The organism is Arthrobacter sp. 754, from assembly GCF_040548695.1.
Lineage (GTDB): Bacteria > Actinomycetota > Actinomycetes > Actinomycetales > Micrococcaceae > Arthrobacter.
Window position 1 is genome coordinate 353,385 of record NZ_JBEPSC010000006.1, and the last position, 22,911, is coordinate 376,295.

The following is a 22,911-nucleotide window of genomic DNA, read 5'->3' on the forward strand; positions in this document are numbered from 1 at the left end:
AACACAACACCGGAATGCTGATGCCTGAGACCCTTTCCGTTTATCCGCCCATGGCCGACCGGCCCGCCACTCCCCGCCAGCGGCTGCGCTATGCGCGCATCCTCGAGTCCGCGGCCGGGTTTGCCCGCCAGGGTCTCGACTCGGTGGAACTGTCCGTGATTGCGGAAAAGGCCGACTTGCCGCTGGGCACGCTGCACCGCTACTTTCCCTCCGCCACGCACCTGATGCTGTCGCTGTACCGCCAGCAGCTGGACGAGCTGCAGGCACGCACACGGACTTCAGCTTCCCGCTTCGGCGGCCGGGCGCTCACCGGTGTGGTGATGGAAATCTTCCACATGCGGGTCATGCAGCCCGCCGTCGAACAGTGCCTGCGCCGCGGTGTCTACCTCGAGGAGAAGGACACCACCGCCCTCCTGCGGGAAATCGACACCCTGAGTGAAAAGGCGGTCTCGGTAGCCTCCGACGACGCCGCGGCGGCTCGGGTCCTCCTGCTGACCGTCACTGGTCTGGTCCAGTCAGTCCGCAACCGCCGGTTATCGCTCTTCGAAGCCGAAGAAGACCTTAAAAAGGCGTGCACCCTGCTTGCCCCGGCCTCGCAAGCGGTCGATATGAGCCGCCGAACGGCGTAACCGGTCTAGACCAATACGCCCTTAAATGCGCTTTTTGACGTGAGTTGAGTCACAAAAGATGCCGATTTGGGCCATAAAGCGGCCCGTTGGACGCGTGAGCGCCGTTTCGCCCTGCGCGCCCTGATTATCATTGCAGGACCGGAGTGGCTGGCAACCAGCATCTGCAACAGCTTCACACCGGGCCCGCCACCACTGGGCCCAAGAAGCGCCAACGACCATCACCTTAAGCCTCCCTGCGCTTGAGCCTTTCTGCGCCGTGCGCCCACGGCTAGCCCCAGGAGACAACGAAGTGTCCATTGACGCAATCGCACCCACCGACAATTCCGCCGCTACCGCACTGACTGAGGCGGAGATCTTTGACGCCCACCAGGGTGGCAAGCTCTCGATCACCAGCACGGTCCCGCTGTCCAACAAGCGCGACCTGTCCATCGCCTACACCCCGGGGGTGGCCGAGGTCAGCCGCGCCATCCACCACAACCCGGAACTCGCCCGGACCCTCACCTGGGCGCAGCGCCTGGTGGTAGTGGTCAGCGACGGCACCGCGGTGCTGGGCCTGGGCAACATCGGCGCCAGCGCCTCGCTGCCCGTCATGGAGGGCAAGTCCGCCCTGTTCAAGACGTTCGGCGAGCTGGACTCCATTCCCCTGGTCCTGAACACCACCGACGTGGACGAGATTGTCGAAACCCTCGTCCGGCTCCGCCCCAGCTTCGGCGCCGTCAACCTTGAGGACATCTCGGCACCGCGCTGCTTCGAGCTGGAGGAGAAGCTCATTGAGGCACTGGACTGCCCGGTCATGCACGATGACCAGCACGGCACCGCCGTGGTTGCCCTCGCCGCCCTGACCAACGCCGCCAAGGTCACCGGCCGCGGACTGGAGGCCCTCAAAGTGGTGGTTTCCGGTGCCGGCGCGGCCGGCATCGCCGTCGCCGAAATCCTGCTTACCGCCGGCATCAGCGATGTTGTGCTGCTCGACTCCAAGGGAGTCATCACCAGTGAGCGCGCGGACATCGCCGCCGATCCGCAGAGCAAGAAGTCCCAGATGGCCAACCGCAGCAACCCGCGCGGAATCGCCGGCGGCCCCGGCGAGGCCCTGCTCGGGGCCGACGTGTTCATCGGGGTTTCCTCCTCGAAGCTCGCCGAGGACCACCTCAAGCTGATGAACGCCGACTCCATCGTGTTCGCACTGTCCAACCCGGACCCCGAAGTGCTGCCCGAGGTGGCGTCCAAGTACGCTGCCGTTGTGGCCACCGGCCGCAGCGATTTCCCCAACCAGATCAACAACGTGCTGGCCTTCCCCGGAATTTTCCGCGGTGCGCTGGACGCCGGCGCCCGCCGGATCACGCCCGCCATGAAGCTCGCCGCGGCACGGGCCATCGCGGAACTCGCGGAAGCTGACCCGTCAGCGGACTACATCGTGCCCAGCCCGCTTGATCCCCGCGTTGCCCCGGCAGTGACGGCAGCCGTCGCCGCAGCGGTGGTTGCGGAGTAGCCCCTGCTCGGACCAGCCGGCCACAACGCCCGACGGCGGTGCCTCCCTACCCGGGGCGCCGCCGTCGGGCGTTAACCCGTTCGCTAACCCCTTCGTTAACCCGGGCTGTGCCGGGAGCGGCCCCGCAGCCGCCCTAAGCTGGGGTGCATGAACTCCGAAACCGTTGTGACCATCCTGTGCGGCCTGGCGATCCTGGTCGGTGTGGCGGGCACCATCATCCCTGTCCTCCCCGGCAGCTTCCTGATTGGACTGAGCCTGCTGGCCTGGGCGATCTGGGGTGGCGCGGGAGCTGCCGGCTGGGTGGTCTTCGCGGTGGGAATGGTATTTGTGCTCGCCGGCATGGCGGCCAGTGCTGTGCTGACGGGACGGAAGCTGAAGCAGCACAGCATTCCGAACCGCAGCGTGGTGATCGGCCTGGTGGCGGGTGTCGCCGGCATGTTCGTCATCCCGGTGGTGGGGCTTTTTGTGGGTTTCGCCGCCGGTCTGCTGCTCAGCGAATTCCTTCGCACCCGGAACATTGGCACGGCGGCCTCAACCAGTTGGGCCGCCCTGAAGGCCACAGGCATGGGCATGCTGGCGGAGTTCGGGCTGGCGTGCCTGGCAGCGAGCACCTGGGTCATCGGGCTCTGGGTGGCCGCAGCCACGTAGCATGGAAGCATGACCGTGGGGGATGCAAGAGGGCCGATCTACCGGGATACGCGCGACCTGACGCCGTTCGGCCACACCCACCTGCAGACGCCGGTCCGTGAGCTCGCGGGGACTGTGGGCGGCCTGATTCACGGCGTGCTGGGCGGGCGGGATGCGGCGCTGATCTCAGTTGACGGCGAGGTCCCCAGGCTCAAGCGGATGCCGGCCCGGCCGGCCAAAGCGGTACACGACGCCATCTTCAACAGCAAGGAACCCGAGCGGCTCATCACCCTGGGCCGCACCTACCCCGGCTGGGCGGGGCTCTGCTCTGTCATGGCCGGACTCCTCGCCTACCAGCACGGCGGCTACCTGCGTGCTTCCGAACTGCTCCAGCGCGGCCTGTCCATCAGGAACGACGACGACGCCAACATCTATGCGGCCACCTACCTCACGCGCGTGGTCACCCGGGTCGAGGTCGCCGAACGCATCGTGGTTCCCGTTCTGTTCAGCCAGGAGTCCGTGTTCCTGGCGCTCTCGCATTCGCTGAGGGAAACGGGGCAGCTGGACGCCGCGTTGCAGACGGTGTCCGGCCTGCCGCCGTCGTTGCCGTCCGCGCTGGCGCGCTGTGCACTGGCATTCTCCCTGGGGCGGGACAAGGAAGTGGTGATCTGGACCGAGGGCCTGACGAACTCCGATGACCTGTCGGCGGCGCTTTTGCTGCTCCGGGGCCGGGCCCTGCGGCGGCTCGGGGCGCACGCCAAAGCACACGAGACGCTGAAGGAAGTGCTCCGGCGCCGCAAGACCGATTTGGTGCTCCGCAACGACGCACTGACAGACCGTGCGCTCCTGGTGCTGGACAACGGCCGCAAATCCCTTAATCCGCGCGACTGGCTCCGGGGAAGGCCCGCCGAGCTGGAAACCTTCGAGGTCATCCGCAAGGACATTGATGAGCGCCGGTTGTGGGAGCAGGAGTGGGAGCAGCTGGACGGGAAATGACCGGCCCGGCAGGCCTTTCCAGCTGGCCCCGTCAGCCGGCCATGTGAGCTGGCCCCGTCAGCCGGCCCTGTGAGCTGGCCCCTTCAGCCGGCCCTGTCAGCCGGCCCTGGGGAGCCAACCTTGTGGAGCCCACCGCCCCGGAGTACAACGGAGGCATGAGCGAGGCAGTGAATTCCTGGATGGCAAAATACATCGCGGCGTGGACCACCAATGAGCCGGAGGACATCCGCGCACTCTTCACCGAGGACGCCGTCTACGAAACCCGGCCGCATGACACGGATCCCTGGCGGGGGCGCGAACAGATCGTGGACCGGTGGCTGGAGGCCCGCGACGAGCCCGAGGATTGGATCTTCGACTGGAACCTGCTGGGGACGGACGGCGCCCTGGCCTTTGTGCAGGGGTTCACGGACTACCTGGGCGACCGGCCCAGCTACGACAACCTCTGGGTGGTCCGCCTGGAGCCGGACGGGCGGGCCTCCGAATTCACCGAGTGGTTCATGGAGCGCAAGGACTGAAACCGCCCTGCGCCCTTACCCTCAGGCCTGGCCCCTCAGGCCCGTACCCTCAGGGCTGGCCCTCAGGCTGGGCGCATGAGTCCGGCAACCAGCGGGACCAGCTGCTCGGAAAGCAGCACCACGCCAAGCAGCATCATAATGATCCCGCTTGCCAGCGTGACCGTTCTCGCCGCGCCGGGCCGTGACTGGAGGAGCTTGCGGGCCAGCAGCGCTACGCAGGTGTACACGGTCCCTGCCAGTGCCACAAAGGTCAGGCCCAGCAGCCCGGACTGGACCGGCACCGGGAGGGCGGCCTCCTGGCTGACGAACTGCGGCACCAGCGCCACGTAAAAGAGGAGCCCCTTGGGATTGATCCCGCTGGTGCCCATGCCCTGGAGGAAGGTGCGGAGCTGGTTTGCGGGCTTCCCGACGGCGTCTGCAGCGGTGAAGGAGGCGCCGCGCCAGGAGCGGAGTGTGCTGATGCCCAGCCACAGCAGATAACCGGCGCCGGCCACGGTGAGCCAGCCCAGGACCCCCGGCTGTCCCGACAGGAGGGCCGCCAGGCCCGCCACCAGCAGCACGGTATGCAGCACATAGCCGCCGCAGAGCCCTGCCACGGCGGGGACGAAGCTGCGCTGCCGCAGCCCTGCGGCGATGGAATACGCCCAGTCCACCCCCGGGGTGCAGGCAAGGGCAGCGGCCACCACTACGAAGGCAACAAACAACTGGGGATTCACGAGGGGCTCCTGTCCGACGGTTACAGGACAACCTTATTAATTCTGCCGCCATAAGTGCTTACCCTTTTCGCCGAGCAGGCGGCTTTATGTGTAAGATTCTTGCGTGATCGACCATATCGACAGGAATATCTTGCGCCATCTCAAGGAGGATGGCCGAATGACTGCCACGGCCTTGGCTGCGAAGGTGGGCCTGACCGTCGCGCCGTGCCATCGCCGGCTGCGCGATCTTGAGGCGTCGGGTGTGATCCGGGGATACAAGGCGGACATCGACCCTGCCGCCGTCGGCCTGGGCTTCGAGGCCATCGTGTTCGTCACCCTGCGCCAAGTGGACCGCTCCACTATGGAAATCTTCGAGAACCGGGTGGCGGACAATCCAAACATCGTCGAGGCGCAGCGGCTCTTCGGCTCGCCTGACTACCTCCTTAAGGTGATCGCCGAGGATTTGCCTGCCTACCAGCGTTTTTACGATGCCGAGCTCACGTCACTGCCCGGCGTCGAGCGGCTGACGTCCACACTCGTGATGAAGAACCTCAAATCCAACGCCGGCCCACCGGTCTAACGGCTCAGTCCTGCAGCAGGCCGGAGGTGCGGTAGGGGATGACCTCGCGCAGGAACATGCTGGTGGAGGTCCGCACGATGCCTGGGCAGAGCCTGATTTCCTCGGACACGCGGTAAAGATCGTCGGGGCTGGTGGCCACCACACGGATGAGCAGGTCGGTGTCGCCGGCGGGCGCGTGACATTCGAGGACTTCGGGGATTTCGCGGAGGGCAGCGATCGCTTCGTTGAGGTGGCTCTGGTCCAGTTCGGCGCTGACCGCCGCAGCCACCCCGCGGCCGAGCGCGGAAGGCAGCACCCGGCTGCTGTTGGGGCGGAGGAACCCCGACGCCGTCATCCGTTCGAGGCGCGCCTGCACCGTTCCGCGTGCCAGGCCCAGCCGCTGGGCCAGGACCATGACCGGAGCGCGTGGATCCTCGTCAAGGGCGAGAAGGATCCGGCGGTCCGTTGCGTCGAGGTGCTGCTGCAATCTGATCACTTCCTGTCGGTGGGGATGATGTTGGCTGGTCAAACTGACCAATCAATAGAACGCCTGTTGTGCCAACTGTAGGTTCTCTGGTCAAATTGTGGCAACAAGGCAACGGCTACCGCCAAAGCCCGCAGGCTACAGGAACCCCGGCACACCACCCGGCCCCTGGACCCAGCTTCCCGCAAGGAGGCCGCCGCTGATTGACGCTTGTTCACACCATGGTCACTCTGCAAGATCAAACAAGAGCCCCTGAGCCACGCCCGACTCCCGCAGCCGGCCGTAGCTGAGGGGCTCTTGTATTTGCACCACCCCGGAACACAACGCGGGGTCACTTGATGCCCCTCCGGACCTCCTTTTTGGGCCGTAAGTGACCCCGCGTTGCCCTGTTGCGTAGGGTTGGTTCCATGACCCCGGCAGGCCGTTTTGCCCCCAGCCCCTCAGGGGAGCTGCATGTGGGCAACCTGCGCACCGCGATGCTGGCCTGGCTGTTCGCCCGTTCCACCGGCCGGGACTTCCTGCTGCGCGTGGAGGACCTCGACCGCGCCCGCGCAGGCGCCGAGGCGGAGCAGCTCCGCGACCTGGAGGCCGTCGGCGTGACGTGGGACGGCGCCGTCGTGCGCCAGACTGAGCGTTCCGGGCTGTACAGGGAGGCGATCGGCAGGCTCAGCGCCGCGGGCCTGACATACGAGTGCTTCTGCACTCGCCGCGAAATCCAGGACGCGCCGTCTGCCCCGCACGCCCCGCAGGGTGCCTATCCGGGGACCTGCAGGAATTTGGGAAGTGCCGAACTGGAGATCAGGCGGTCCACCCGGCCTGCGGCGATCCGGCTTCGCTCCGAGGTCACGGAGTACACCGTGCGGGACGTTCTGCACGGCGAGTTCACCGGCATCGTGGATGACTTTGTCCTCCGCCGCAACGACGGCGTGACGGCCTACAACCTGGCGGTGGTGGTAGACGATGCCGATCAGGGTGTCGACCAGGTGGTGCGCGGGGATGACCTCTTGCCGTCGACGCCCCGGCAGGCGTATCTGGCCGGGCTCCTGAATATTCCCGTTCCGGAATATGCCCACGTGCCGTTGGTGGTAAATTCCGACGGCGCCCGGCTGGCCAAGCGCGACGGTGCCGTGACGCTTGCCGACCTTGGGCGTGCCGGGAGATCCGCGGCCGAAGTCCGGGACCTCATTCTCAATTCCTTGGGGCTGCCGGCCGGAACGCTGGAGCAGGCGCTCACAGCATTCCGGCCGGAGAGCCTTCCCCGGGAGCCTTGGGTGTGGACCGGGTTCTAGCCGGGCAGAGTTTCCAACCAGGGCAGCTTACGGCTGACCGGCGGACAGCTTCCGGAGATCCGCCTTCCGGATCTTGCCGCTGGCCGTCCGCGGCATCTCATCGACAAACACCACAGACTTGGGGATCTTGTAGCGCGCCAACCGCCCCTCCAGGTGCGCCCGCAATTCCGCCTCAGTGAGCCGGGCCCCCTCACGCAGCAGCACAACCGCCCGGGGCACTTCGCCCCATTTCTCATCGGGCACGCCGATCACAGCAACACTGCCCACTGCCTCAAGCTCGGTGATCGCCTGCTCCACTTCGGCCGGATAGATGTTCTCCCCGCCCGAAATGATCATGTCCTTGAGCCTGTCCGACACGAACACAAAGCCCTCGTCATCCTTGTAGCCCATGTCGCCGGACCTGAACCAGCCGCCGGGCGCGTAGGACTCCACACTCGCCTCGGGCCGGTTCCAGTATTCGCGGATTACGTTGGGGCCCTTGATCTGGATCTCGCCCACGGTCCCGGGCTCAACAACCCTGCCGTCGAAGTCGGCGATCCGCACGTCTGTGAAGAAGTGGGGAAGGCCCGATGAACCCGCTTTTTCCCGTGAGCGGGCAGCGGGCAGGGTGGTTGCCCCCGGGGCGGTCTCCGTCATGCCGTAGCCGTTGGAGAAGCGCAGGCCCCGCTTTTCGTAGGCGTCAATGACCCGCAGCGGCACTGCCGAACCGCCGCACGTCAGCTTGTTCAGCGAACTGAGGTCCGCGCTGTCCCACGAGGGGTGCTCGCACAGCATCTGGTAGGTCGTGGGCACGCCGCTGATGGTGGTGGCGCGGTGCTTTTCGATGAGTTCGAGCGTCCTGCGGGGATCGAACTTCGTTTCCAGGACCACGGTCCCGCCCTTGAGGATGGTGGGCAGGACCCCCATGTTCAGGGAGGCCACATGGAACATGGGGGAGATCATCAGGGCCACGTCAGTGGAGGCAAAATCGAAGTCCACGATCACGTTCAGGCAGTTCCATGCGACGTTCCCGTGCGTCAGCAGCGCCCCTTTGGGGTGCCCGGTGGTGCCGGAGGTGTAAAGGATCATGGCGCCGTCGTCCAGCCCCACCTCCTCATCGATGTACTGTTCCGCGCCGGAGGCGAGGACGGCCTCGAAGTCTTCCGCCGCCGTCGGGTCCTGTCCGTTGGCGTCTGCGGAGTCCGCGACGGCGATCCGCCGGGCCACTGGTGTGCCCGCCGCACCTGCCACGGCGAGGGCATCCAGGCTCAGGCCATGAACCAGGGTGGCTGCTCCGCAGTCCACAAGCTGGAACTGGATTTCGGGCGGGGCAAGCCGGGTATTCAGGGGGACGAAAATGGCGCCCAGCTGCCCGCACGCGAACAGGGTTTCGAGAAAGGACGGGTGGTTGTCGCCCAGGTAGGCCACCCTTTCTCCCTTGGCCACGCCGCCGTCCCTCAAAGCGTTGGCCAGCCGGGAGGACCGCTCGGCCAGCGCCTCATAGCTCAGTTCCTGCTCTCCGCTGATCAGTGCTGCCTTACTGCCGGACTTGGGGCGGCGGCGCTGCAGCCACGAGCCAATGCCAAAGTTTTCCACGGCGAACCCTTTCCGCTCAGGACTTGACTGTCAGGAGGTCGTTGTTCTTCGGCTCCCTGGTCAGGAGGATGAAGACGATGGAGACGACGGACATGATGGCCAGGTAGGTGACCACCGAGCCCGTATCCTGTCCGGAATCCTTGAAGATCTGGGCCACGATGCCGGGGGTGAAACCGGCGCCCAGCAGGGTGGCCAGCTGGTAGCCCAGTGATGCCCCGGTGTAGCGGGACGTGGTGCCAAACTGTTCGGACACAAAGGCCGCCAAGGGCCCGAACAGGGTGGAGTGGATCATCAGGCCGACGGCGAATGCCACGAAGATCAGGACGATGTTGTTCGAGGACAGCAGCGCAAACATCGGAACCAGGTAGATGATGAACAGCACCAGCCCGCCGATCATCACGGGGCGCCGCCCCAGCTTGTCCGAAAGCCGGCCGCCCAGGATGACAAAGACGATGGACAGGGCCGACGCTGCGGCGAAGGCGTATAGAACACCTTGCCTGTCCGCGCCCTTGGATACCGCGAAGGTCACCGAGAAAGTTGCAAGCACCACCTGGAGGGCGAAGCCGGCGGCCCCGGCGAGCATGGTGAAGATCAGGGTCTTGGGGCGACGCAGCACCTGCAGCAGCGGGATGTCACGTTTGCTGGTCAGCCCCTGTTCGCGCGCTTCCCGGTCGGCGCGTTCCCGCTCGACTTTTTCCTGCTCAAGTGCAGCTTTGAAGATGGGGCTTTCGGAGACCTTCAGGCGGACGAACATACCCACGCCAAGCAGTACGAAGGAGAGCAGGAACGGCACGCGCCAGCCCCAGGTGAGGAACTGGTCGTTGGGCAGGGCCGAGAACGCGCCCATCATGAGGGTGCCAAGGACGGCGCCGGTCGGTGCGCCGGCGTTGACGAATGATGCAGCGAAGCCGCGTTTTCCGGATTCGGAGTGCTCCAGGGCCATCAGCGCTGCGCCGCCCCACTCGCCGCCCACGGCGATGCCCTGGAAAACGCGCAGGATCACCAGGAGCACCGCACCCCACGGCCCGGCCACGGAGGCATCCGGGACCACCCCGATGAGTGTGGACGCAATGCCCATGACCAGCATGGAAATGATGAGCATGCTCTTACGGCCCATCCTGTCGCCGAAGTGGCCGAAGATGATGCCGCCCAGGGGGCGGGCGACGTAGCCGGCGGCGAAGGTGCCGTAGGCGGCCACCACTCCCACCCAGTCGTCCATCCCGCTGAAGAAGACCTTTGGGAAGACCACGGCGGCGGCGGTGGCGTAGAGGAGGAAGTCGTAGTACTCGATGGTGCTGCCGAGGTAGCTGGAGGCGATGACGGTGCGCGCTTCCTTGCGGCGCTCCGCGGTGCCCATGGCTTGAAGCTGGGTGATTCCGGACATGGCTGTTCCTTTTGGTACGGATGAGTACGGAAGAAGAAAACGATGGTTGGTGCGGAAGAAGGGAAAAGCGGAGGGTTACTTGTAGAAGCGCGCCAAGAATTCGGCGACGACGGCGGGCCGTTCCTGGCCTTCGATCTCGATGGTGTTGGCGACCTTGATCTGGGCGCCACCCTTGACCTCGGTGACCTCAACGATGGTGGCCTGCATGCGGATCCGCGAGCCGACCTTCACGGGGGAGGTGAACCGGACCTTGTCCAGCCCGTAGTTCACCTTGGTGGTGACGCCCTCGACGTCGAACAACTCGCCCCAGAAAGGGATGATGAGCGAAAGGGTGAGGAAGCCGTGGGCGATCGGTGCGCCGAACGGGCCGTCCTTGGCGCGTTCCGGGTCCACGTGGATCCACTGGTCGTCACCGGTGGCGTCAGCGAATTTGTTGATCTGTTCCTGCGTGATTTCACGGTATTCGGTGGCACCAAGGTCGGTGCCGGCGAGGGTGAGCAGTTTGTCGAAGTCGACGACGAGGTTGGGCATCTTTGCCTCCAGTTGGGGAGTGGATAGTGGTGGGGTTTGGTGAATGTACGACGACGGGCGCTTCAGCGGGTGAAGGCGCTTTCGCCGGTCAGTGCACGGCCGACGATGAGGGCGTTGATTTCGTGGGTGCCTTCGTAGGAATAGACAGCCTCGGCGTCGGCGTGGAACCGGGCCACGTCCGTTTCGAGGGTGATGCCGTTGCCGCCCACGACCTCGCGGGCCAAGGCGACCGTTTCCCGCATGAGCAGGGAAGTCTGCATCTTCGCCAGTGCTGAATCCTGGTCCCGGTAGATGCCTTTGGCCTGCTGTTCAGTCAGCCGGACCACCAGAGACAGTGCCGAGGTGACATTGCCGAGCATCCGGGCCAGTTTCTCCTGGACCAGCTGGAATGAGCCCAGCGAACGGCCGAACTGCTGGCGTTCGGTGACGTAGCGGAGGGCTGCTTCGAAGGCGCCGGCCTGGACACCGGTCGCGATCCAGGCGACGTCGGAGCGCATGGCACGCAGCATCGCCGCCACGTCGCGGAAGGAGTTGACGTTGTGCAGGCGCATGGACTCCGGAACCCGCACGCCGTCGAGGGTAATATGCGCGTTCTGCATCATCCGCAGGGAGGTCTTCCGGTGGATCTTTTCGAGCGTCACGCCTTCAGCCTGGCGGTCCACCAGGAAGGCTTTCACCTGCCCGTCGGCCACATCCCGGGCGAAGACGGCCAGGACATCTGCGCTGGCAGCGCCCCCGATCCAGCGCTTGGCGCCGTCGAGGATCCAGCCGTCACCGTCCCGCCGCGCGGTGGTGGCGAGCCCGCCCGCGATGTCGGAGCCTGAACCGGGCTCCGTCAGGGAAAAGACACCCTTGAGGGAGAAATCGATGACCTTGGGCATCCACTCCTGCTGCTGTTCAGCCGAGGCGCCCACCCGGATGGCCGTGCGGAACAATCCGGCCTGCGAGGTGTACCAGGTTGCCAGCGACGCGTCCGTGCGGGCAAGTTCGAAGATGCGGAAGCCCTGGTAGATGCCGCGGGCAGGGATTCGCCCTATACCCGGGGCGCCCCCGCCAGCCGCGCGGCCGGTCAGTTCGGCGGGTTCCATCAGGTCCAGGTCGATCAGCGGCTGGGCGAGTTCCGTGGGAAATTCCCCCCGCTCCCAGTGATCGGCCAGCAGCGGACGGGCCTTGGTGTCCAGGAAGCTGCGCAGCCGGCCCAGGACTTTGCGTTCGTCCCCGGTCAGGAGGGACTCGGCGTCGTAGTAATCGCAGACCCCGTAGAGACGGACCTGTTCTGTTGCCGGGTTGCCAGTGGCGCTAATAGCCATGCTTGCACTCATATCAGCCTCCGAGTCCGAGCAGGCGGACGGCGTTGTGCTTGAGGATCTTGGGCCGGATCTCGTCCTTGAGGGGAAGGTCCGCAAAGGCGCCGAGCCACTTCTCCGGTGTGATGAGCGGGAAGTCGGTGCCGAAAAGGACCTTGTCCTGCAGGTAGGAGTTGGACGCCTTCACCAGGGATTCCGGGAAGTACTTGGGGGACCATCCGGACAGGTCGATGAACACGTTCGCCTTGTGCGTGGCGATCGAGTTGGCCTCGTCCTGCCACGGCACGGATGGGTGGGCCATGATGATCTGGAGTTCCGGGAAGTCCGCGGCGACGGCGTCCAACAGGAGGGGGTTGGAGTAGCCGAGCTTGATGCCGTAGCCGCCGGGAAGCCCGGCTCCCATGCCGTTCTGTCCGGTGTGGAAGATGGCCGGGAGGCGGAGGTCCTGGAGGGTTTGCCAGAGGGGGTAGAACTGTTCGTTGGACGGGTCGAAGCCCTGCAGGCTCGGGTGGAACTTGAAGCCGCGGGCGCCGAGGTCCTCGGCCTGGTGCACGGCACCGCGGATCGCTTCCGGTCCGGTGCGCGGGTCCACGCTGCCGAAGGGGATCAGGACGTCATTGTTGCGCGCGGCTCCTGCGATCAGATCCGGGATGCTGTTCGGTTCGTGGTTGAGCTGGGTTCGGGCGTCCACGGTGAACACGACGGCGGCCATGTTCAGTTCGCGGTAGACCTCGGCGATGCGGTCAAGGGACGGGGTGCGGTCCTCGGACTTGAAGTACTTCGCGGACGCTTCGGTGAGGGTTGGCGGCAGGGACTGGTGGCCATGGCCGTCCACCTCGAGGTGGACGTGCATGTCGATCGCATCGACTTTCGCGACGTCGACGGCTGTTTCGTAGCGGGTGGACATGTCAGCGTGCCACGGGTGCTGCGGGCTGGGTCGGCTTGAGATCCTCCGGGAGCGGGAGGAACTCCTCGCCCACGCTCTGGAGTTTGTCACCGAAGAGGGAGTCGAAGTTTTCCACCAGATCGGCGTAGTGCCAGCCGCCTTCGCGGTACTCCGTGGCGGCGGCCTCAGGATGGGTCCAGACCTGGAGGCGGTCACCGCCGGCGCCGATCGCCTGGCCGGTAATGCCGGCTGCGGCGTCGGAGGCGAGGAACGCAATGAGGCCCGCGACGTCGTCGGCCGTTCCGAAACCGAGGTCATGACGGAAGAAGGCCGGCATGGCTTCGCCGCGCTCGTCCGCTTCGATGGCCTTCTGGAAGTACGGCACGGTTTTGGTCATGGCTGTTGCGGCGACGGGGATGACCGCGTTGGCCGTGACGCCGGCTTTTTTCATTTCCAGGGCCCAGGTGCGGACCATGCCGACGATGCCGGCCTTGGCGGCGGCGTAGTTGGTCTGGCCGAAGTTGCCGCGCTGGCCGGTGGGCGAGCCGATGGTGATGATGCGGCCGGCGATGCCGTTTTCCTTGAAATAGGCGAACGCCTCGCGGACACAGGTGAACGTGCCCTTCAGGTGGACGTTGATGACCAGGTCGAAGTCCTCATCGGTCATCTTCAGCAGGGACTTGTCGCGAAGGATGCCGGCGTTCGTGACCAGGATGTCGAGGCGGCCGAATTCCGCCACGGCCGTCTCGACCAGCTGCTTGGCCACCTCGGTGGTGCCCACGGGGGCGACGACGGAAACCGCGCGGCCGCCGTCGGACTCGATGAGTGCCACGGCTTCTGCGGCCACTGCCGCGTCCACGTCATTAATGACGACGGCGGCACCCTGGTGCGCCAGTTCCCGGGCGTAAGCGAGGCCGAGGCCCCGTCCGCTGCCGGTAACGATTGCTACTTTGCCTGACAGGCTCATGCTGCTCCTTTGCTAGCTGACCGTGCATCCTGCCGTCCGGCATGCGATGCTGTTCTGTATCCATGAGAATATGGATTGTTGTAAATGTCAACGATTAAATTCGGGAACTTTCTGGAGCGTAATGACGATCGATGTGCAGGGCGTGAAGCAGGACGGGGCCGGGGAAAAACTGGTGGCTGCCTCGATCACCAACGACATGGGATTCCTGCTGGCCAAACTCCATGCGTCGGGGTCGGTGCTGAATAACCGGGCGCTGGCTGATTTCAATCTCAAAGAGCGCTCGTATTCGGTGCTCATCCTTGCGGACAGCGGACTGGAGCCGACCCAGCGCGAGCTTGCGGATTTCCTGAGCCTGGATCCCAGCCAGATCGTGGCGCTGGTGGATGACCTCGAGAAACGGAAGCTCGTGGTCAGGGCTCCCGGAAAGCAGGACCGCCGGGCAAAGACCGTAACGGCCACGAAGGCCGGCTCGAAACTCCTGGATGAGGCCGGAAAGGCTGCCCGCAGTGCCGAAGCACAGGCACTGGAGCGGCTGTCGGCGGACGAGGTGGCCACCATGAAGGCATTGCTCCGGAAGGCGCTGTGGGGCGGTTTGGCGTAGAACCACGCGGACAAGCGGTGCCCGCGGACAGGCACGCGTTGCCCGGCGCGTAGGCTGGAACCATGTCCGAACCAGAGTTCCAAGAAGCAGCTTTCCCTCAGCCGGGATTCACTGTAGAGACCGCGAAGGTCCTGGCCGAAGTGGCGCACAACCGGCAGAAGGACAAGCTCAAACGGCCGTACCGTGACCACGTGGTTGCCGTGGGGGACGCGCTCGCGGACTTCGACGACGACATTCGGATTGCCGGCTACCTGCATGACATTGCCGAAGACACCCCCATCACCCGGCAGGCACTCCTGGAGATGGGTGTTTCCGAGCGTGCAGTGGACATCATCGAACGGGTCACCAACCGGCTCCACGACAATCCCGACGACTACGCCGACGGAATCCGCTACATCGCCGAAGACCACGACGCCGCTCTGGTCAAGATCGCGGATAACGCCCACAACTCCCTTCCCGAGCGCGTCAAAGCACTGGCCGAGAAGTGGCCGGACAAGCCGCCCGTCACCAAGTACAGCGACGCCCGCCCGGTGCTTTACGCTGCCGTGGACGTGGAGGAAGTCCGCAAGATCCTCGCCCGGATCAACCCCTGGCTGTTGGACGAGTTGAACGACCGGCTGGATGAGGAGGACGACACCGACTACGAAAACCTGTCCTATGGGGATGACCATGACGATGACGCCGGGACGGTCGATGATGCCGGGACGGTTGATGGTGCCCGGGTTGACGATGACGCTGGGACGGGCGACGGTGCCCGGGTTGACGATGACGCTACGACGCGCGGGGAGAAGTAGTCCCGGCCTCCAGTTTCGCCAGCGCCAGATGCAGCCGTTCGGACCCGCGGCGTTCGTCCACGACGATCGAGATGCCCAGCGCCAGCACAATAACCAGCAGGCTGATGGGCACCGACGCCCCAGCGGCAGCCAGGCCAACGGAGGCTGCCAATGCGGCCAGAACACAGACGGCCACGGCCATGACTGTGCGGTCCGCGCCCACCATCACGCTGTAAAGCCAGGTCAATGAGACCTTGAACAGTGCCACAGGCACGGCAATGCTGGCAACGGCCACCGCCGCACTGATGTGTGCTCCGTGGTCGATGTAGTAAGCCGCCACATGCAGCCCCGCACCCGTCGCTGCGATTGCCGCGAAAACGGGGATGTGACCGTACCCGAAGAGGTAGGAGTGCTGCCGGCGCAGGTGCAGCGCCCGGCCTGCAGGAAGCATGAAGTAGATCCACCACATTCCAAAGGCGAGTGCCGTTCCGCCGAAGCCCACGAGGGCTGCGTCAACGCTCCAGCCATGGCTGGCCACGATCGCGCGGAGGGTTTCGATGGCACCGATGAGGCATTCGCCAAGGGCGATGATGGCCAGCAACCCGTACCGCTCGGCGATATGGTGCGCGTGCCAGGGCGTCGTAGCTTTGCGCTCGGCCAGGTAGGGGGTGGCCATCTCCGCCACAATCAGGGGGCCGGTCATAAGGAAGGTGGTGAGCACGTCAGCCTCGATTACCAGCACAGCGATCCACCCGAGCTGCACCACCGCAAGGTACTTGGCGTAGCGCAGGCATGTCGCCCTGCGGGCGGGATCCTGCTTTGCCGCCCGCAGCCACTGGGTGACGAGCGCGAGCCGCATGACCACGTAGCCGCCAACAATCACCCTGTTGTCGACGTGTTCCCCTTCCACCAGTGAGTGGAACATGGGCTCTATTCCCATGGTGAGGATCAATACGCCGACAATCTGGATCATGGTCACGACGCGGAAGATCCAGTCGTCCGTGTCATAGGCGCTGGCGAACCAGGTGAAGTTGATCCACGCCCAGATCACGGCGAACATGGCGAAGGAAAACCCGAGCAGTCCAGCGCCGAAGTGGGCTTCGGCAATCTCGTGGGCGAACTGGCTTCCTGCCACGCCGAACGCAATGACGAACGTGAGGTCGAAGAAGAGCTCAAGCGGAGTTGCGGCGCGATGCCGTTCGTGAGGATCACGCCCGCCCATGCGCGCCATGGCGTGCCGGAGTGGATTTGAAGACATGGCCCAAAGACTACCGCTGCCCCGTTACCCGCTCCACAGTTACTGATTTCGTGAGACTGCGGCTTCCTTCGAAGCCGTGGTTTTTCCCGAATCTGCAGCCACTTCTATTGCCGGGCGCCTGGAAAGAGAAGGCCCTCGTAACTCGGAGTTGCTGTATAAGCCTTCTGGCAGTTGTGGGGGTTCCCAGTCGGGTTGTTCAGTGGCGTAGCGTCTGCCGGTGGGTGAGATCCAGCCCGGTGGTTCGTGGTGGGTGGCCGGGCCGGGTGTCCAGCCGCCGGTGTGCCGGAGCTTGTGGTGTTTGGGGCAGGGCTGGGCGAGGTTGGTGATGCCGGTGGTGCCGCCGTGTGCCCAGGCGAGGAGATGGTCGGCTTCGTTGTCCAGGGATTGGTTGTGACAGCCGGGGAACGGGCATTTCCCGTCCCGGATGCGCAGCCATTGGCGTTGGGCTTTGGTGACCGGGTAGCTGGTCCGGCCGATCTCCAACGGCGCACCATCCCGCGGGTCGATCAGGACCCGGTGGAAGGACGTGGCGCCGTCCGCGATGAGCCTGCGTGCCATGGTGACAGGGATCGGCCCGAACCCATCCAGCATCGCCGGTTCATCCGTGGCGCCGAGGAGCGACATGATGGGCACGGTGACCAGGACCAGCGCACGGGGTGACGGCACCCGCCCCGCGGCACTTCCCTCCGCGTCCCCACAGAGGAGCAGGGTGGCGGCGATGTCGGCACGCATCTGGGTCATGGTGCGGTCCTCGTCCGGGCCCTGCAAGGCGCGGGCGTCGGCGGTGGTCCGGTTCCAGATCCCGGCGGCCTGGTCCGCGGGCAGGTACGCCGAGAGCCAGGCCATGCCGTCCCGGTCCGGCCGGTATTCCAGCCGCCGGTCCGCAACACTTCTGGTGTGGCGTTTTTCGATGCTCACCGGGTGGTGGCGTTCGCGCCAGATCCGGGCCTTGTGCCGGAACCTGGACGGGACGAGTTCCCCGGCCGGGCAGCCCCGGTTGGGGTTCTCCGCCCCGGGGTCCAGGAAGTGCGCCTCCAGCGCCTGAGCAGCAGAAGCGTCCAGGTTGCCGGTTTCGTCCACCATGACCCGGGCGTGCTGCCAGGACAGCGACCCTGCCTGCAGAGCGGAGAGGGTCAACGGCAGGGCGGTGGTCAGGGCGTGGGATTCGGCCAGCAGGGCCCCGGCGGTCCGCTCACCGACGGTCAGGGCACACGCGACCTCGGCCACGACCGCCATCTCCTGCGCCCGATCAGGGATGTCAGGGGACGCCAACGCCTGGGCCGTGCCGGCATACCCGGCTGCCGCGTGGACCGCCACGGCGGCGACCTGCGCGTTGAGCCTGGCGGTAAGGGCCAGCGTGTCCAACCAGCCATCAGCTTCCCGGCGCAACGGATCATCAGCAGAACACCCACCCAGCCCGGCAGAGTCGGCGGACCCCGTGAACCCGGCAGGCCCGACAACCGCGGCGGAATCCGCGCCGGCCTTAACCGCAGCGAGCAGCGCCGCGGCGGAGACACAAACAGCCTCCGCCGCCTCAACCGCTGCCCTGTTTCCCATACATCAAGCATCCCGCGGGGCAGTGCCGAAGACCGCGAGGTTACTTGCCTATGTGGATAACCGACCGTTGTGGATAACTCTCGGAGGCCTGGACAGCTTTTCCCTGTGCTTCAACAGGGATGCGGGCGGATGTTCCGAGCCGGCGCCCTCATGGGTGTGCTTGTTGTCAGTCGTCAACTCGTCTGGCCGAGGAGGTAGGAGGCAACGTTAAGCACGACGAAGCCGATAGCGATGCCGGCCCCGATCATGGCCGGCACCCTTCCGTCCTTGCGCCCGAGCCTCATCGCTTTGCGCCCCTGGCTCACCGAGAGGATGCCTGGGATCGCGAACACGAGGAGAGCCGGGATGACAGCTACCAGCATTTGCCAGAATTCCGCGGTGACGGTGTCGTTCGTGAGAGCTGTGATGATGCCTTCACCGATGCCGAAGGCAGCACCGAACGACACCGGGTAAAGCGCCAGAGACCACCATGCGCGCCGGTAGGCGCTGTCGGCAGCTTCACTGGGTACTGCAGGGCCGCCCGGCGGGGCACCAGGGTCCTGGTGTGCGCTTTTCTTGATCGCCATCGAACCTCCTATGCGGCTCACCTCCATGTTGCCACGACGCGTTGGGCGGAGTAGGGGCGTTAGCCCTCACTGAGTGGGATGGTGGCGGGCTGCGGTGGGTACTCGCCGTGCCCCCTTGCCCTCGCCGAGTTCGGAACGTCGATGGGCCCCGGGCAAGGTGGGCAACGTGGCAACCAGGCCATGCCAACAACGTCCCTGGGCAGTACAGCTAAACCCGGCCCAGGGCGTCGATGTCCTCGAGGAACTGCTCGTGGACTTCCTGGCTGACGGTGGTCCGGGTCTCGCCGATGGCGTCCAGGTAGTCCTGCGTGCAGGGCCCCTTCCGGACCGCCTCGCGGACTGAAAGGCTACCACCGGAAGCCGCGCCGCCGTCGTCGTACACGGCCTTTTCCAGCGCCCGCTGGGAGGCGCTGCGGGCGGCGTACTCAATGTCCGCGGGGGAGAAACCTTCGGTCCGTCCCACCAGGAGTTCCACGTCCACGTCGTCCACCACGGTGGCGGGGATGAACCGCTGCCACATGGCCTCGCGGGCCTGGCGGTCGGGGAGGCCGATGGGAATGACGTAATCGAACCGGCCGTGCCGAAGGAATGCTGTGTCAAGGGCGCGGATGAAGTTCGTTGCGCAGACCAGCAGGCGGCCGGGCTGTTCGCGGAAGGCCGGGATGATCTTCAGGAGCTCGTTCGTGACGCCCTGCAGCGGCGACGGCGGTTCGCCGGATCGCTGGGAGGCAATCTCTTCCACCTCGTCGATGAACACCACAGCGTGCTCCAGTTCGGCGATCTCCAGGAACGTCTCGCGCAGCGCTCCCGCGAGTCCCTTGGGATCTGAAGCCAGCCGGGACGGGAAGACCTCCACGAACGGCCATTCCAGTCTTGACGCGATGGCCTTCGCGAACGTGGTTTTTCCGGTCCCCGGAGGACCAAACAGCACCACGGCGCGCGGCGGCACCACTCCGTATTCATCCGCAAGGTCCGCCTCGGCCAGCGGGAGGACCAGCCGCCGTTCCAGGAGTTCCTTCTCATTGCGCATGCCGGCCACGTTCTCCCAGAGGTCACGGGCGAGGATCCGGCCGCCCAGCTGGCCCAGCGCACCCAGCTCCTGGCGCTGCACCGGGATGGTCCGCTCGAAGTAGCGCAGGTTCTTCTTCAGCGCGAAGCCGCGGCTCAGGAACGCCTCCACACGGGTCTCGGACTCGGGCATCAGGGCGGAGAGTTTGTTCAGCCCGTGCGGTGCCATCCGGTTCTCGACGGCGGCGAGCAGCGAGGTGCCGATCCCGCGGCCGCGGTACTCCGGCAGGGTGGCGAGGAAGACAATCCAGCCCTGGTCGTGGGCGGCGCGTCCGACGGCGGCGCCCACCACCATGTCGCCCAGCACGGCCACCACGGCGTGGTCCTTTTCGCAGGAGGCCAGCACCTCAGAGAGCGCGTAAACGGGCTCCACGTTGTTCGCCTTGAGGGTCTCCCAGAGGTGCAGGATCCCGTCCAGGTCCGCCGAGTGGAAGTCCCTGATCCGCCAGTTGGTCATGCCGTTTCTCCCGGGTGGTTCGTCGTTGAACTGAGTCGCCCATGTGCTCACTGAATGCTTGGAGCAGCATGATGAGGCGCTCTGCTGAGCATAGGCGATCAGCCCGCCGCCAAGGGTTGCGGGAGCGTTGCATTACGGGACGGCAGGCTGTGGAGCTACGCCGTGCCCGTGTTCTCACCTTTGGCTTTGCGGCCCCTCCAGAGGTGGTGCGTGCCGTGGCTGCCGGCGTCCGCGTGGATCACCAGGACCGGGCAGTCAGCATGCGAAACGCAGGCTGAGCTGACGGAGCCCAGGTGCATGCCACGGATACCGCCGTGCCCGCGGCGGCCGACCACGAGCATTGCTGCGCCTGCCGCTGCTTCGACCAGTTTTGCCGGCGCCGGGCCGCGGATCAGCTCCTGACTGATGCCCTCAGGGGCGTCCGGTCCAAAAGCCTTGTCGAGGCTCTCCGCCAAGGTTTTGGTTGCGGCCGCCTGGAAAGCCTCGAAATCGGGCGGAACGTAGCCGGCATACATCTGCGGAAAGTCCCAGCAGGCTATGGCATGAATATTGGCGCCCAGGGCGGGCGCCAACTGGGCCGCGAAACGCAGCGCCTGTACTGAAGCGTCCGAGCCGTCCACACCGACGACAACTTTTGCTTCCTTGTCCATCACTGTTCTCCTTAGCGAATGGCACGAATTAAGGAATGGAAAGACGACGGCGGTGCCCGGTTCCGTGCGGAGGAACCGGGCGCTCCGCCGTCGGAGTCCCCTGCCTGGTCAGACCCTCAGCGGGACAGGGTGGACCTCGTCCGCGGGATGACCTGTGCGCTCATGGATGCGCCTGACGGCGTCCGCTGACGGAGCCTCGGACAGGCAGTAAACGTGACCTGATTCGGGATCGGCCCAGGCCGACTTGAAGTCAACGCTTTCGTCGCCTTGAATGGCGAGGTCGGCGTTATGAGCCTCTTGAAGGGCTTCCTTGGTGATTCCGACCATATTGCGGTGGACATCCATGAATTCCGGCATGATGCCAATGCTCCTTAAGCTGGGTTCTCCTTGAAACAGCAGGATGAGGCTGAGGCTAGACCCAGGCACGTAAGCCGTCAAGAGGATGCGTGGCGGCTAGATTCCCAACGTATCCATGGTGTTCCACAGCGTGTCAGCGGAATGCTGCAGTGCGGCCAGTTCGGCGTCGTCCATTGGTGTGTGAAGGACGCGGCGGACTCCACCGCGGCCCACAATGCTGGGCAGCGACAGCGCCACACCGGTGATTCCGTAGGGTCCGTCGAGCACGGTGGAGACTGGAAGCACGGCGTTCTCGTCCCGGAGCAGCGCCTCCACGATCCTCGCCCCGGACAGGCCGATGGCGTAGTTGGTTGCACCCTTGCCGGCGATGACCTTGTACGCCGCCTGGGTCACTTCACGGGCCGTTTCGGCGAGGTAGTCCTGGGTGAAGATCCTTTCACCGTTTTCTTCCCAGTCGCGGATAGGGACCGGCCCGATGGTGGCGCCGGACCACACCGGAAACTCGGTGTCGCCGTGCTCACCCACCATGCTGGCGTGGACGCTGGCCACGGAGACGCCGGCGCGGCGTGCCAGCAGCCAGCGCAGCCGCGACGTATCCAGCACGGTGCCGGAGGAAAAGACGTGTTCGGCCGGCAGTCCGGAGATCTTCTGCGCGGCCACGGTGAGCACGTCACAGGGGTTCGTGACCAGGACGTAGACCGCGTCCGGAGCATGCTCAAGCAGCTGCGGCATGAGCTGTTCGAGGATGCGGACGTTCGTCCCGGCAAGGTCCAGCCGCGTCTGGCCGGGCGCCTGCTTTGCCCCGGCAGTGATAACCACGACGTCGGCGCCTTCAGTCACGGCGATGTCCCCACCGCCTGTGACGGTCGCCGCAGCAGCGGCGAACTGGGTGCCGTGGGCGAGGTCCAGGACCTCCGCCTCGGCTTTGAGGGCGTTGACGTCAAACAGGGCCACATGGCTGGCCGAACCGCGGATCAGGGCGGCGTAGGCGAGGGAGGTGCCGACGCTTCCGGCTCCCACGATGGCGAGTTTGGATCCTGGCATGACCTACCTCTTCCCGGTGTTCCCGTAGTTCCCGGTGTTTTTCCGGTGTTCCCGTAGTTCCCGGTGTTCCCGGAGCTCGGGTGAGCTCCGGGAACACCGCCGATGGTACGGGCGTCCGCAATTGCTTCATGCTACCGATTCGGGAGCCGCTTCACACCAGCACGCGTTGGCCGGACGGGGAGCTACCTCTTGAACGTTGCCGCCGGCGGGTTGGCGATGACGGGTGCGCTGCCGGTGAAGCCTTCGCGGGCCTGGGCGATTTCGCGGATGCGGTGGCGGCAGGCGTACCAGCCGACCACCATCAGTGCTGAGGCGATGGCGGTGACGAGCATGGTGAGGGGGGATTCGATGAAGACCATCACGAGGACGCCGAGGAGGAAGAGCAGGGAGAGGTAGCCGGTGTAGGGGGCTCCGAACATGCGGAAGGAGGGGCGTTCGAGCCAGCCTTTGTCGGCCCAGCGTTTGAGCTGGATCTGGCAGAGGACGATGGTGGCCCAGGTCATGACGATGCCGACTGAGGCGACGTTCAGGACAATTTCGAACGCCTGGGCCGGGACCAGGTAGTTCAGCGGGACGCCGAGCAGGGACACTGCGGCGGTGATGGCGATCCCGCCGTAGGGCACGCCTGCCTTGTTCATGCGGGAGGC

At 65.6% G+C, this 22,911-nt stretch carries 24 protein-coding genes and 1 pseudogene; 9 read left to right on the forward strand and 16 right to left on the reverse strand.

All coding sequences use genetic code 11. From position 1 onward, the window contains the following. The first annotated feature begins 20 nt into the window (after positions 1 to 20). The 5 genes from ABIA70_RS18360 to ABIA70_RS18380 all read left to right on the forward strand — a co-directional run bounded on the left by ABIA70_RS18360 (position 21) and on the right by ABIA70_RS18380 (position 4,256). Positions 21 to 629, forward strand: coding sequence for a TetR/AcrR family transcriptional regulator (locus tag ABIA70_RS18360; RefSeq protein WP_354149008.1), 609 nt, complete (start codon positions 21 to 23; stop codon positions 627 to 629). A 289-nt stretch (positions 630 to 918) separates the two neighbouring features. After that, positions 919 to 2,118, forward strand: a complete 1,200-nt coding sequence (locus ABIA70_RS18365) for an NAD(P)-dependent malic enzyme (protein WP_354149009.1) — start codon at positions 919 to 921, stop codon at positions 2,116 to 2,118. 147 nt (positions 2,119 to 2,265) lie between these two features. After that, positions 2,266 to 2,766 (forward strand): DUF456 domain-containing protein, encoded by a 501-nt coding sequence (locus ABIA70_RS18370; protein WP_354149010.1) that lies wholly within the window; start codon positions 2,266 to 2,268, stop codon positions 2,764 to 2,766. Positions 2,767 to 2,775: 9 nt separating this feature from the next. Next, a complete protein-coding gene (locus tag ABIA70_RS18375) occupies positions 2,776 to 3,741 on the forward strand; it encodes a hypothetical protein (protein WP_354149011.1) in 966 nt (321 codons plus the stop codon). A gap of 155 nt (positions 3,742 to 3,896) precedes the next feature. After that, positions 3,897 to 4,256 carry a nuclear transport factor 2 family protein gene (locus ABIA70_RS18380; protein ID WP_354149012.1) on the forward strand — a complete coding sequence of 120 codons (360 nt, stop codon included), beginning with the start codon at positions 3,897 to 3,899 and terminating at the stop codon, positions 4,254 to 4,256. Between the two features lie 62 nt (positions 4,257 to 4,318). On the opposite strand, the gene ABIA70_RS18385 is transcribed toward ABIA70_RS18380, so the two are convergent. Further along, complete coding sequence (locus ABIA70_RS18385) at positions 4,319 to 4,972, reverse strand: LysE family translocator (protein WP_354149013.1); 654 nt, start codon at positions 4,970 to 4,972, stop codon at positions 4,319 to 4,321. A gap of 103 nt (positions 4,973 to 5,075) precedes the next feature. Here ABIA70_RS18385 and ABIA70_RS18390 point away from each other — a divergent pair, with 103 nt between their 5' ends. Further along, a complete protein-coding gene (locus tag ABIA70_RS18390) occupies positions 5,076 to 5,531 on the forward strand; it encodes an Lrp/AsnC family transcriptional regulator (RefSeq protein ID WP_354149014.1) in 456 nt (151 codons plus the stop codon). A 4-nt stretch (positions 5,532 to 5,535) separates the two neighbouring features. Here the strand turns inward: ABIA70_RS18390 and ABIA70_RS18395 are convergent, their stop codons facing one another. Beyond that, positions 5,536 to 6,006, reverse strand: coding sequence for an Lrp/AsnC family transcriptional regulator (locus ABIA70_RS18395; protein ID WP_354149015.1), 471 nt, complete (start codon positions 6,004 to 6,006; stop codon positions 5,536 to 5,538). Between the two features lie 395 nt (positions 6,007 to 6,401). Here ABIA70_RS18395 and gluQRS point away from each other — a divergent pair, with 395 nt between their 5' ends. Next, positions 6,402 to 7,283, forward strand: coding sequence for a tRNA glutamyl-Q(34) synthetase GluQRS (gene gluQRS, locus ABIA70_RS18400; protein WP_354149016.1), 882 nt, complete (start codon positions 6,402 to 6,404; stop codon positions 7,281 to 7,283). Between the two features lie 27 nt (positions 7,284 to 7,310). On the opposite strand, the gene ABIA70_RS18405 is transcribed toward gluQRS, so the two are convergent. The 6 genes from ABIA70_RS18405 to ABIA70_RS18430 form a co-directional block, all read right to left on the reverse strand. Next, entirely contained in the window at positions 7,311 to 8,858 is a 1,548-nt protein-coding gene (locus ABIA70_RS18405) for an acyl-CoA synthetase (protein WP_354149017.1), read from the reverse strand. Between the two features lie 16 nt (positions 8,859 to 8,874). Continuing rightward, on the reverse strand, positions 8,875 to 10,242 hold the full coding sequence (locus ABIA70_RS18410) for an MFS transporter (RefSeq protein WP_354149018.1): 1,368 nt from the start codon (positions 10,240 to 10,242) through the stop codon (positions 8,875 to 8,877). Positions 10,243 to 10,317: 75 nt separating this feature from the next. Further along, positions 10,318 to 10,773, reverse strand: a complete 456-nt coding sequence (locus tag ABIA70_RS18415; RefSeq protein ID WP_354149019.1) for a MaoC family dehydratase — start codon at positions 10,771 to 10,773, stop codon at positions 10,318 to 10,320. A 62-nt stretch (positions 10,774 to 10,835) separates the two neighbouring features. Further along, positions 10,836 to 12,083, reverse strand: coding sequence for an acyl-CoA dehydrogenase family protein (locus ABIA70_RS18420; RefSeq protein ID WP_354149020.1), 1,248 nt, complete (start codon positions 12,081 to 12,083; stop codon positions 10,836 to 10,838). Between the two features lie 13 nt (positions 12,084 to 12,096). Continuing rightward, positions 12,097 to 12,987 carry an amidohydrolase family protein gene (locus ABIA70_RS18425; RefSeq protein WP_354149021.1) on the reverse strand — a complete coding sequence of 297 codons (891 nt, stop codon included), beginning with the start codon at positions 12,985 to 12,987 and terminating at the stop codon, positions 12,097 to 12,099. A gap of 1 nt (position 12,988) precedes the next feature. After that, positions 12,989 to 13,933 carry an SDR family NAD(P)-dependent oxidoreductase gene (locus tag ABIA70_RS18430; protein WP_354149022.1) on the reverse strand — a complete coding sequence of 315 codons (945 nt, stop codon included), beginning with the start codon at positions 13,931 to 13,933 and terminating at the stop codon, positions 12,989 to 12,991. A gap of 121 nt (positions 13,934 to 14,054) precedes the next feature. Between ABIA70_RS18430 and ABIA70_RS18435 the strand changes: the two genes are divergently transcribed. Together ABIA70_RS18435 and ABIA70_RS18440 are read left to right on the forward strand one after the other, a co-directional pair. Then, a complete protein-coding gene (locus ABIA70_RS18435; RefSeq protein ID WP_354149023.1) occupies positions 14,055 to 14,534 on the forward strand; it encodes a MarR family winged helix-turn-helix transcriptional regulator in 480 nt (159 codons plus the stop codon). Between the two features lie 62 nt (positions 14,535 to 14,596). Next, positions 14,597 to 15,328, forward strand: coding sequence for an HD domain-containing protein (locus ABIA70_RS18440; RefSeq protein ID WP_502917230.1), 732 nt, complete (start codon positions 14,597 to 14,599; stop codon positions 15,326 to 15,328). On the opposite strand, the gene ABIA70_RS18445 is transcribed toward ABIA70_RS18440, so the two are convergent. The 8 genes and pseudogenes from ABIA70_RS18445 to ABIA70_RS18480 all read right to left on the reverse strand — a co-directional run. Continuing rightward, on the reverse strand, positions 15,306 to 16,565 hold the full coding sequence (locus tag ABIA70_RS18445; protein WP_354149024.1) for a low temperature requirement protein A: 1,260 nt from the start codon (positions 16,563 to 16,565) through the stop codon (positions 15,306 to 15,308). The two genes, ABIA70_RS18440 and ABIA70_RS18445, sit on opposite strands and share 23 nt — an antisense overlap. A gap of 39 nt (positions 16,566 to 16,604) precedes the next feature. Further along, the gene (locus ABIA70_RS18450) at positions 16,605 to 18,122 is read right to left on the reverse strand and encodes an HNH endonuclease signature motif containing protein (RefSeq protein ID WP_354149025.1); all 1,518 of its coding nucleotides are present in this window, start codon (positions 18,120 to 18,122) and stop codon (positions 16,605 to 16,607) included. 173 nt (positions 18,123 to 18,295) lie between these two features. Further along, the gene (locus ABIA70_RS18455; protein WP_354149026.1) at positions 18,296 to 18,688 is read right to left on the reverse strand and encodes a hypothetical protein; all 393 of its coding nucleotides are present in this window, start codon (positions 18,686 to 18,688) and stop codon (positions 18,296 to 18,298) included. A gap of 208 nt (positions 18,689 to 18,896) precedes the next feature. Further along, entirely contained in the window at positions 18,897 to 20,213 is a 1,317-nt protein-coding gene (locus ABIA70_RS18460) for an ATP-binding protein (RefSeq protein ID WP_354149027.1), read from the reverse strand. 155 nt (positions 20,214 to 20,368) lie between these two features. Further along, entirely contained in the window at positions 20,369 to 20,863 is a 495-nt protein-coding gene (locus ABIA70_RS18465) for a universal stress protein (protein WP_354149028.1), read from the reverse strand. Between the two features lie 108 nt (positions 20,864 to 20,971). Further along, complete coding sequence (locus ABIA70_RS18470) at positions 20,972 to 21,220, reverse strand: SCO4226 family nickel-binding protein (RefSeq protein ID WP_354149029.1); 249 nt, start codon at positions 21,218 to 21,220, stop codon at positions 20,972 to 20,974. Between the two features lie 96 nt (positions 21,221 to 21,316). Continuing rightward, on the reverse strand, positions 21,317 to 22,264 hold the full coding sequence (locus ABIA70_RS18475) for an L-lactate dehydrogenase (protein ID WP_354149030.1): 948 nt from the start codon (positions 22,262 to 22,264) through the stop codon (positions 21,317 to 21,319). 182 nt (positions 22,265 to 22,446) lie between these two features. After that, positions 22,447 to 22,911, reverse strand: a pseudogene (locus ABIA70_RS18480) (amino acid permease); the annotation flags it as partial.

Coding starts and splice junctions, on each gene's coding strand:
- ABIA70_RS18435 (WP_354149023.1), top strand. CDS start 14,055: ATGACGATCGATGTGCAGGGCGTGAAGCAGGACGGGGCCGGGGAAAAA.
- ABIA70_RS18465 (WP_354149028.1), bottom strand. CDS start 20,863: ATGGACAAGGAAGCAAAAGTTGTCGTCGGTGTGGACGGCTCGGACGCT.
- ABIA70_RS18410 (WP_354149018.1), bottom strand. CDS start 10,242: ATGTCCGGAATCACCCAGCTTCAAGCCATGGGCACCGCGGAGCGCCGC.
- ABIA70_RS18470 (WP_354149029.1), bottom strand. CDS start 21,220: ATGCCGGAATTCATGGATGTCCACCGCAATATGGTCGGAATCACCAAG.
- ABIA70_RS18370 (WP_354149010.1), top strand. CDS start 2,266: ATGAACTCCGAAACCGTTGTGACCATCCTGTGCGGCCTGGCGATCCTG.
- ABIA70_RS18425 (WP_354149021.1), bottom strand. CDS start 12,987: ATGTCCACCCGCTACGAAACAGCCGTCGACGTCGCGAAAGTCGATGCG.
- ABIA70_RS18375 (WP_354149011.1), top strand. CDS start 2,776: ATGACCGTGGGGGATGCAAGAGGGCCGATCTACCGGGATACGCGCGAC.
- ABIA70_RS18450 (WP_354149025.1), bottom strand. CDS start 18,122: ATGGGAAACAGGGCAGCGGTTGAGGCGGCGGAGGCTGTTTGTGTCTCC.
- ABIA70_RS18475 (WP_354149030.1), bottom strand. CDS start 22,264: ATGCCAGGATCCAAACTCGCCATCGTGGGAGCCGGAAGCGTCGGCACC.
- gluQRS (WP_354149016.1), top strand. CDS start 6,402: ATGACCCCGGCAGGCCGTTTTGCCCCCAGCCCCTCAGGGGAGCTGCAT.
- ABIA70_RS18440 (WP_502917230.1), top strand. CDS start 14,597: ATGTCCGAACCAGAGTTCCAAGAAGCAGCTTTCCCTCAGCCGGGATTC.
- ABIA70_RS18360 (WP_354149008.1), top strand. CDS start 21: ATGCCTGAGACCCTTTCCGTTTATCCGCCCATGGCCGACCGGCCCGCC.
- ABIA70_RS18460 (WP_354149027.1), bottom strand. CDS start 20,213: ATGACCAACTGGCGGATCAGGGACTTCCACTCGGCGGACCTGGACGGG.
- ABIA70_RS18380 (WP_354149012.1), top strand. CDS start 3,897: ATGAGCGAGGCAGTGAATTCCTGGATGGCAAAATACATCGCGGCGTGG.
- ABIA70_RS18415 (WP_354149019.1), bottom strand. CDS start 10,773: ATGCCCAACCTCGTCGTCGACTTCGACAAACTGCTCACCCTCGCCGGC.
- ABIA70_RS18455 (WP_354149026.1), bottom strand. CDS start 18,688: ATGGCGATCAAGAAAAGCGCACACCAGGACCCTGGTGCCCCGCCGGGC.
- ABIA70_RS18445 (WP_354149024.1), bottom strand. CDS start 16,565: ATGTCTTCAAATCCACTCCGGCACGCCATGGCGCGCATGGGCGGGCGT.
- ABIA70_RS18420 (WP_354149020.1), bottom strand. CDS start 12,083: ATGGCTATTAGCGCCACTGGCAACCCGGCAACAGAACAGGTCCGTCTC.
- ABIA70_RS18430 (WP_354149022.1), bottom strand. CDS start 13,933: ATGAGCCTGTCAGGCAAAGTAGCAATCGTTACCGGCAGCGGACGGGGC.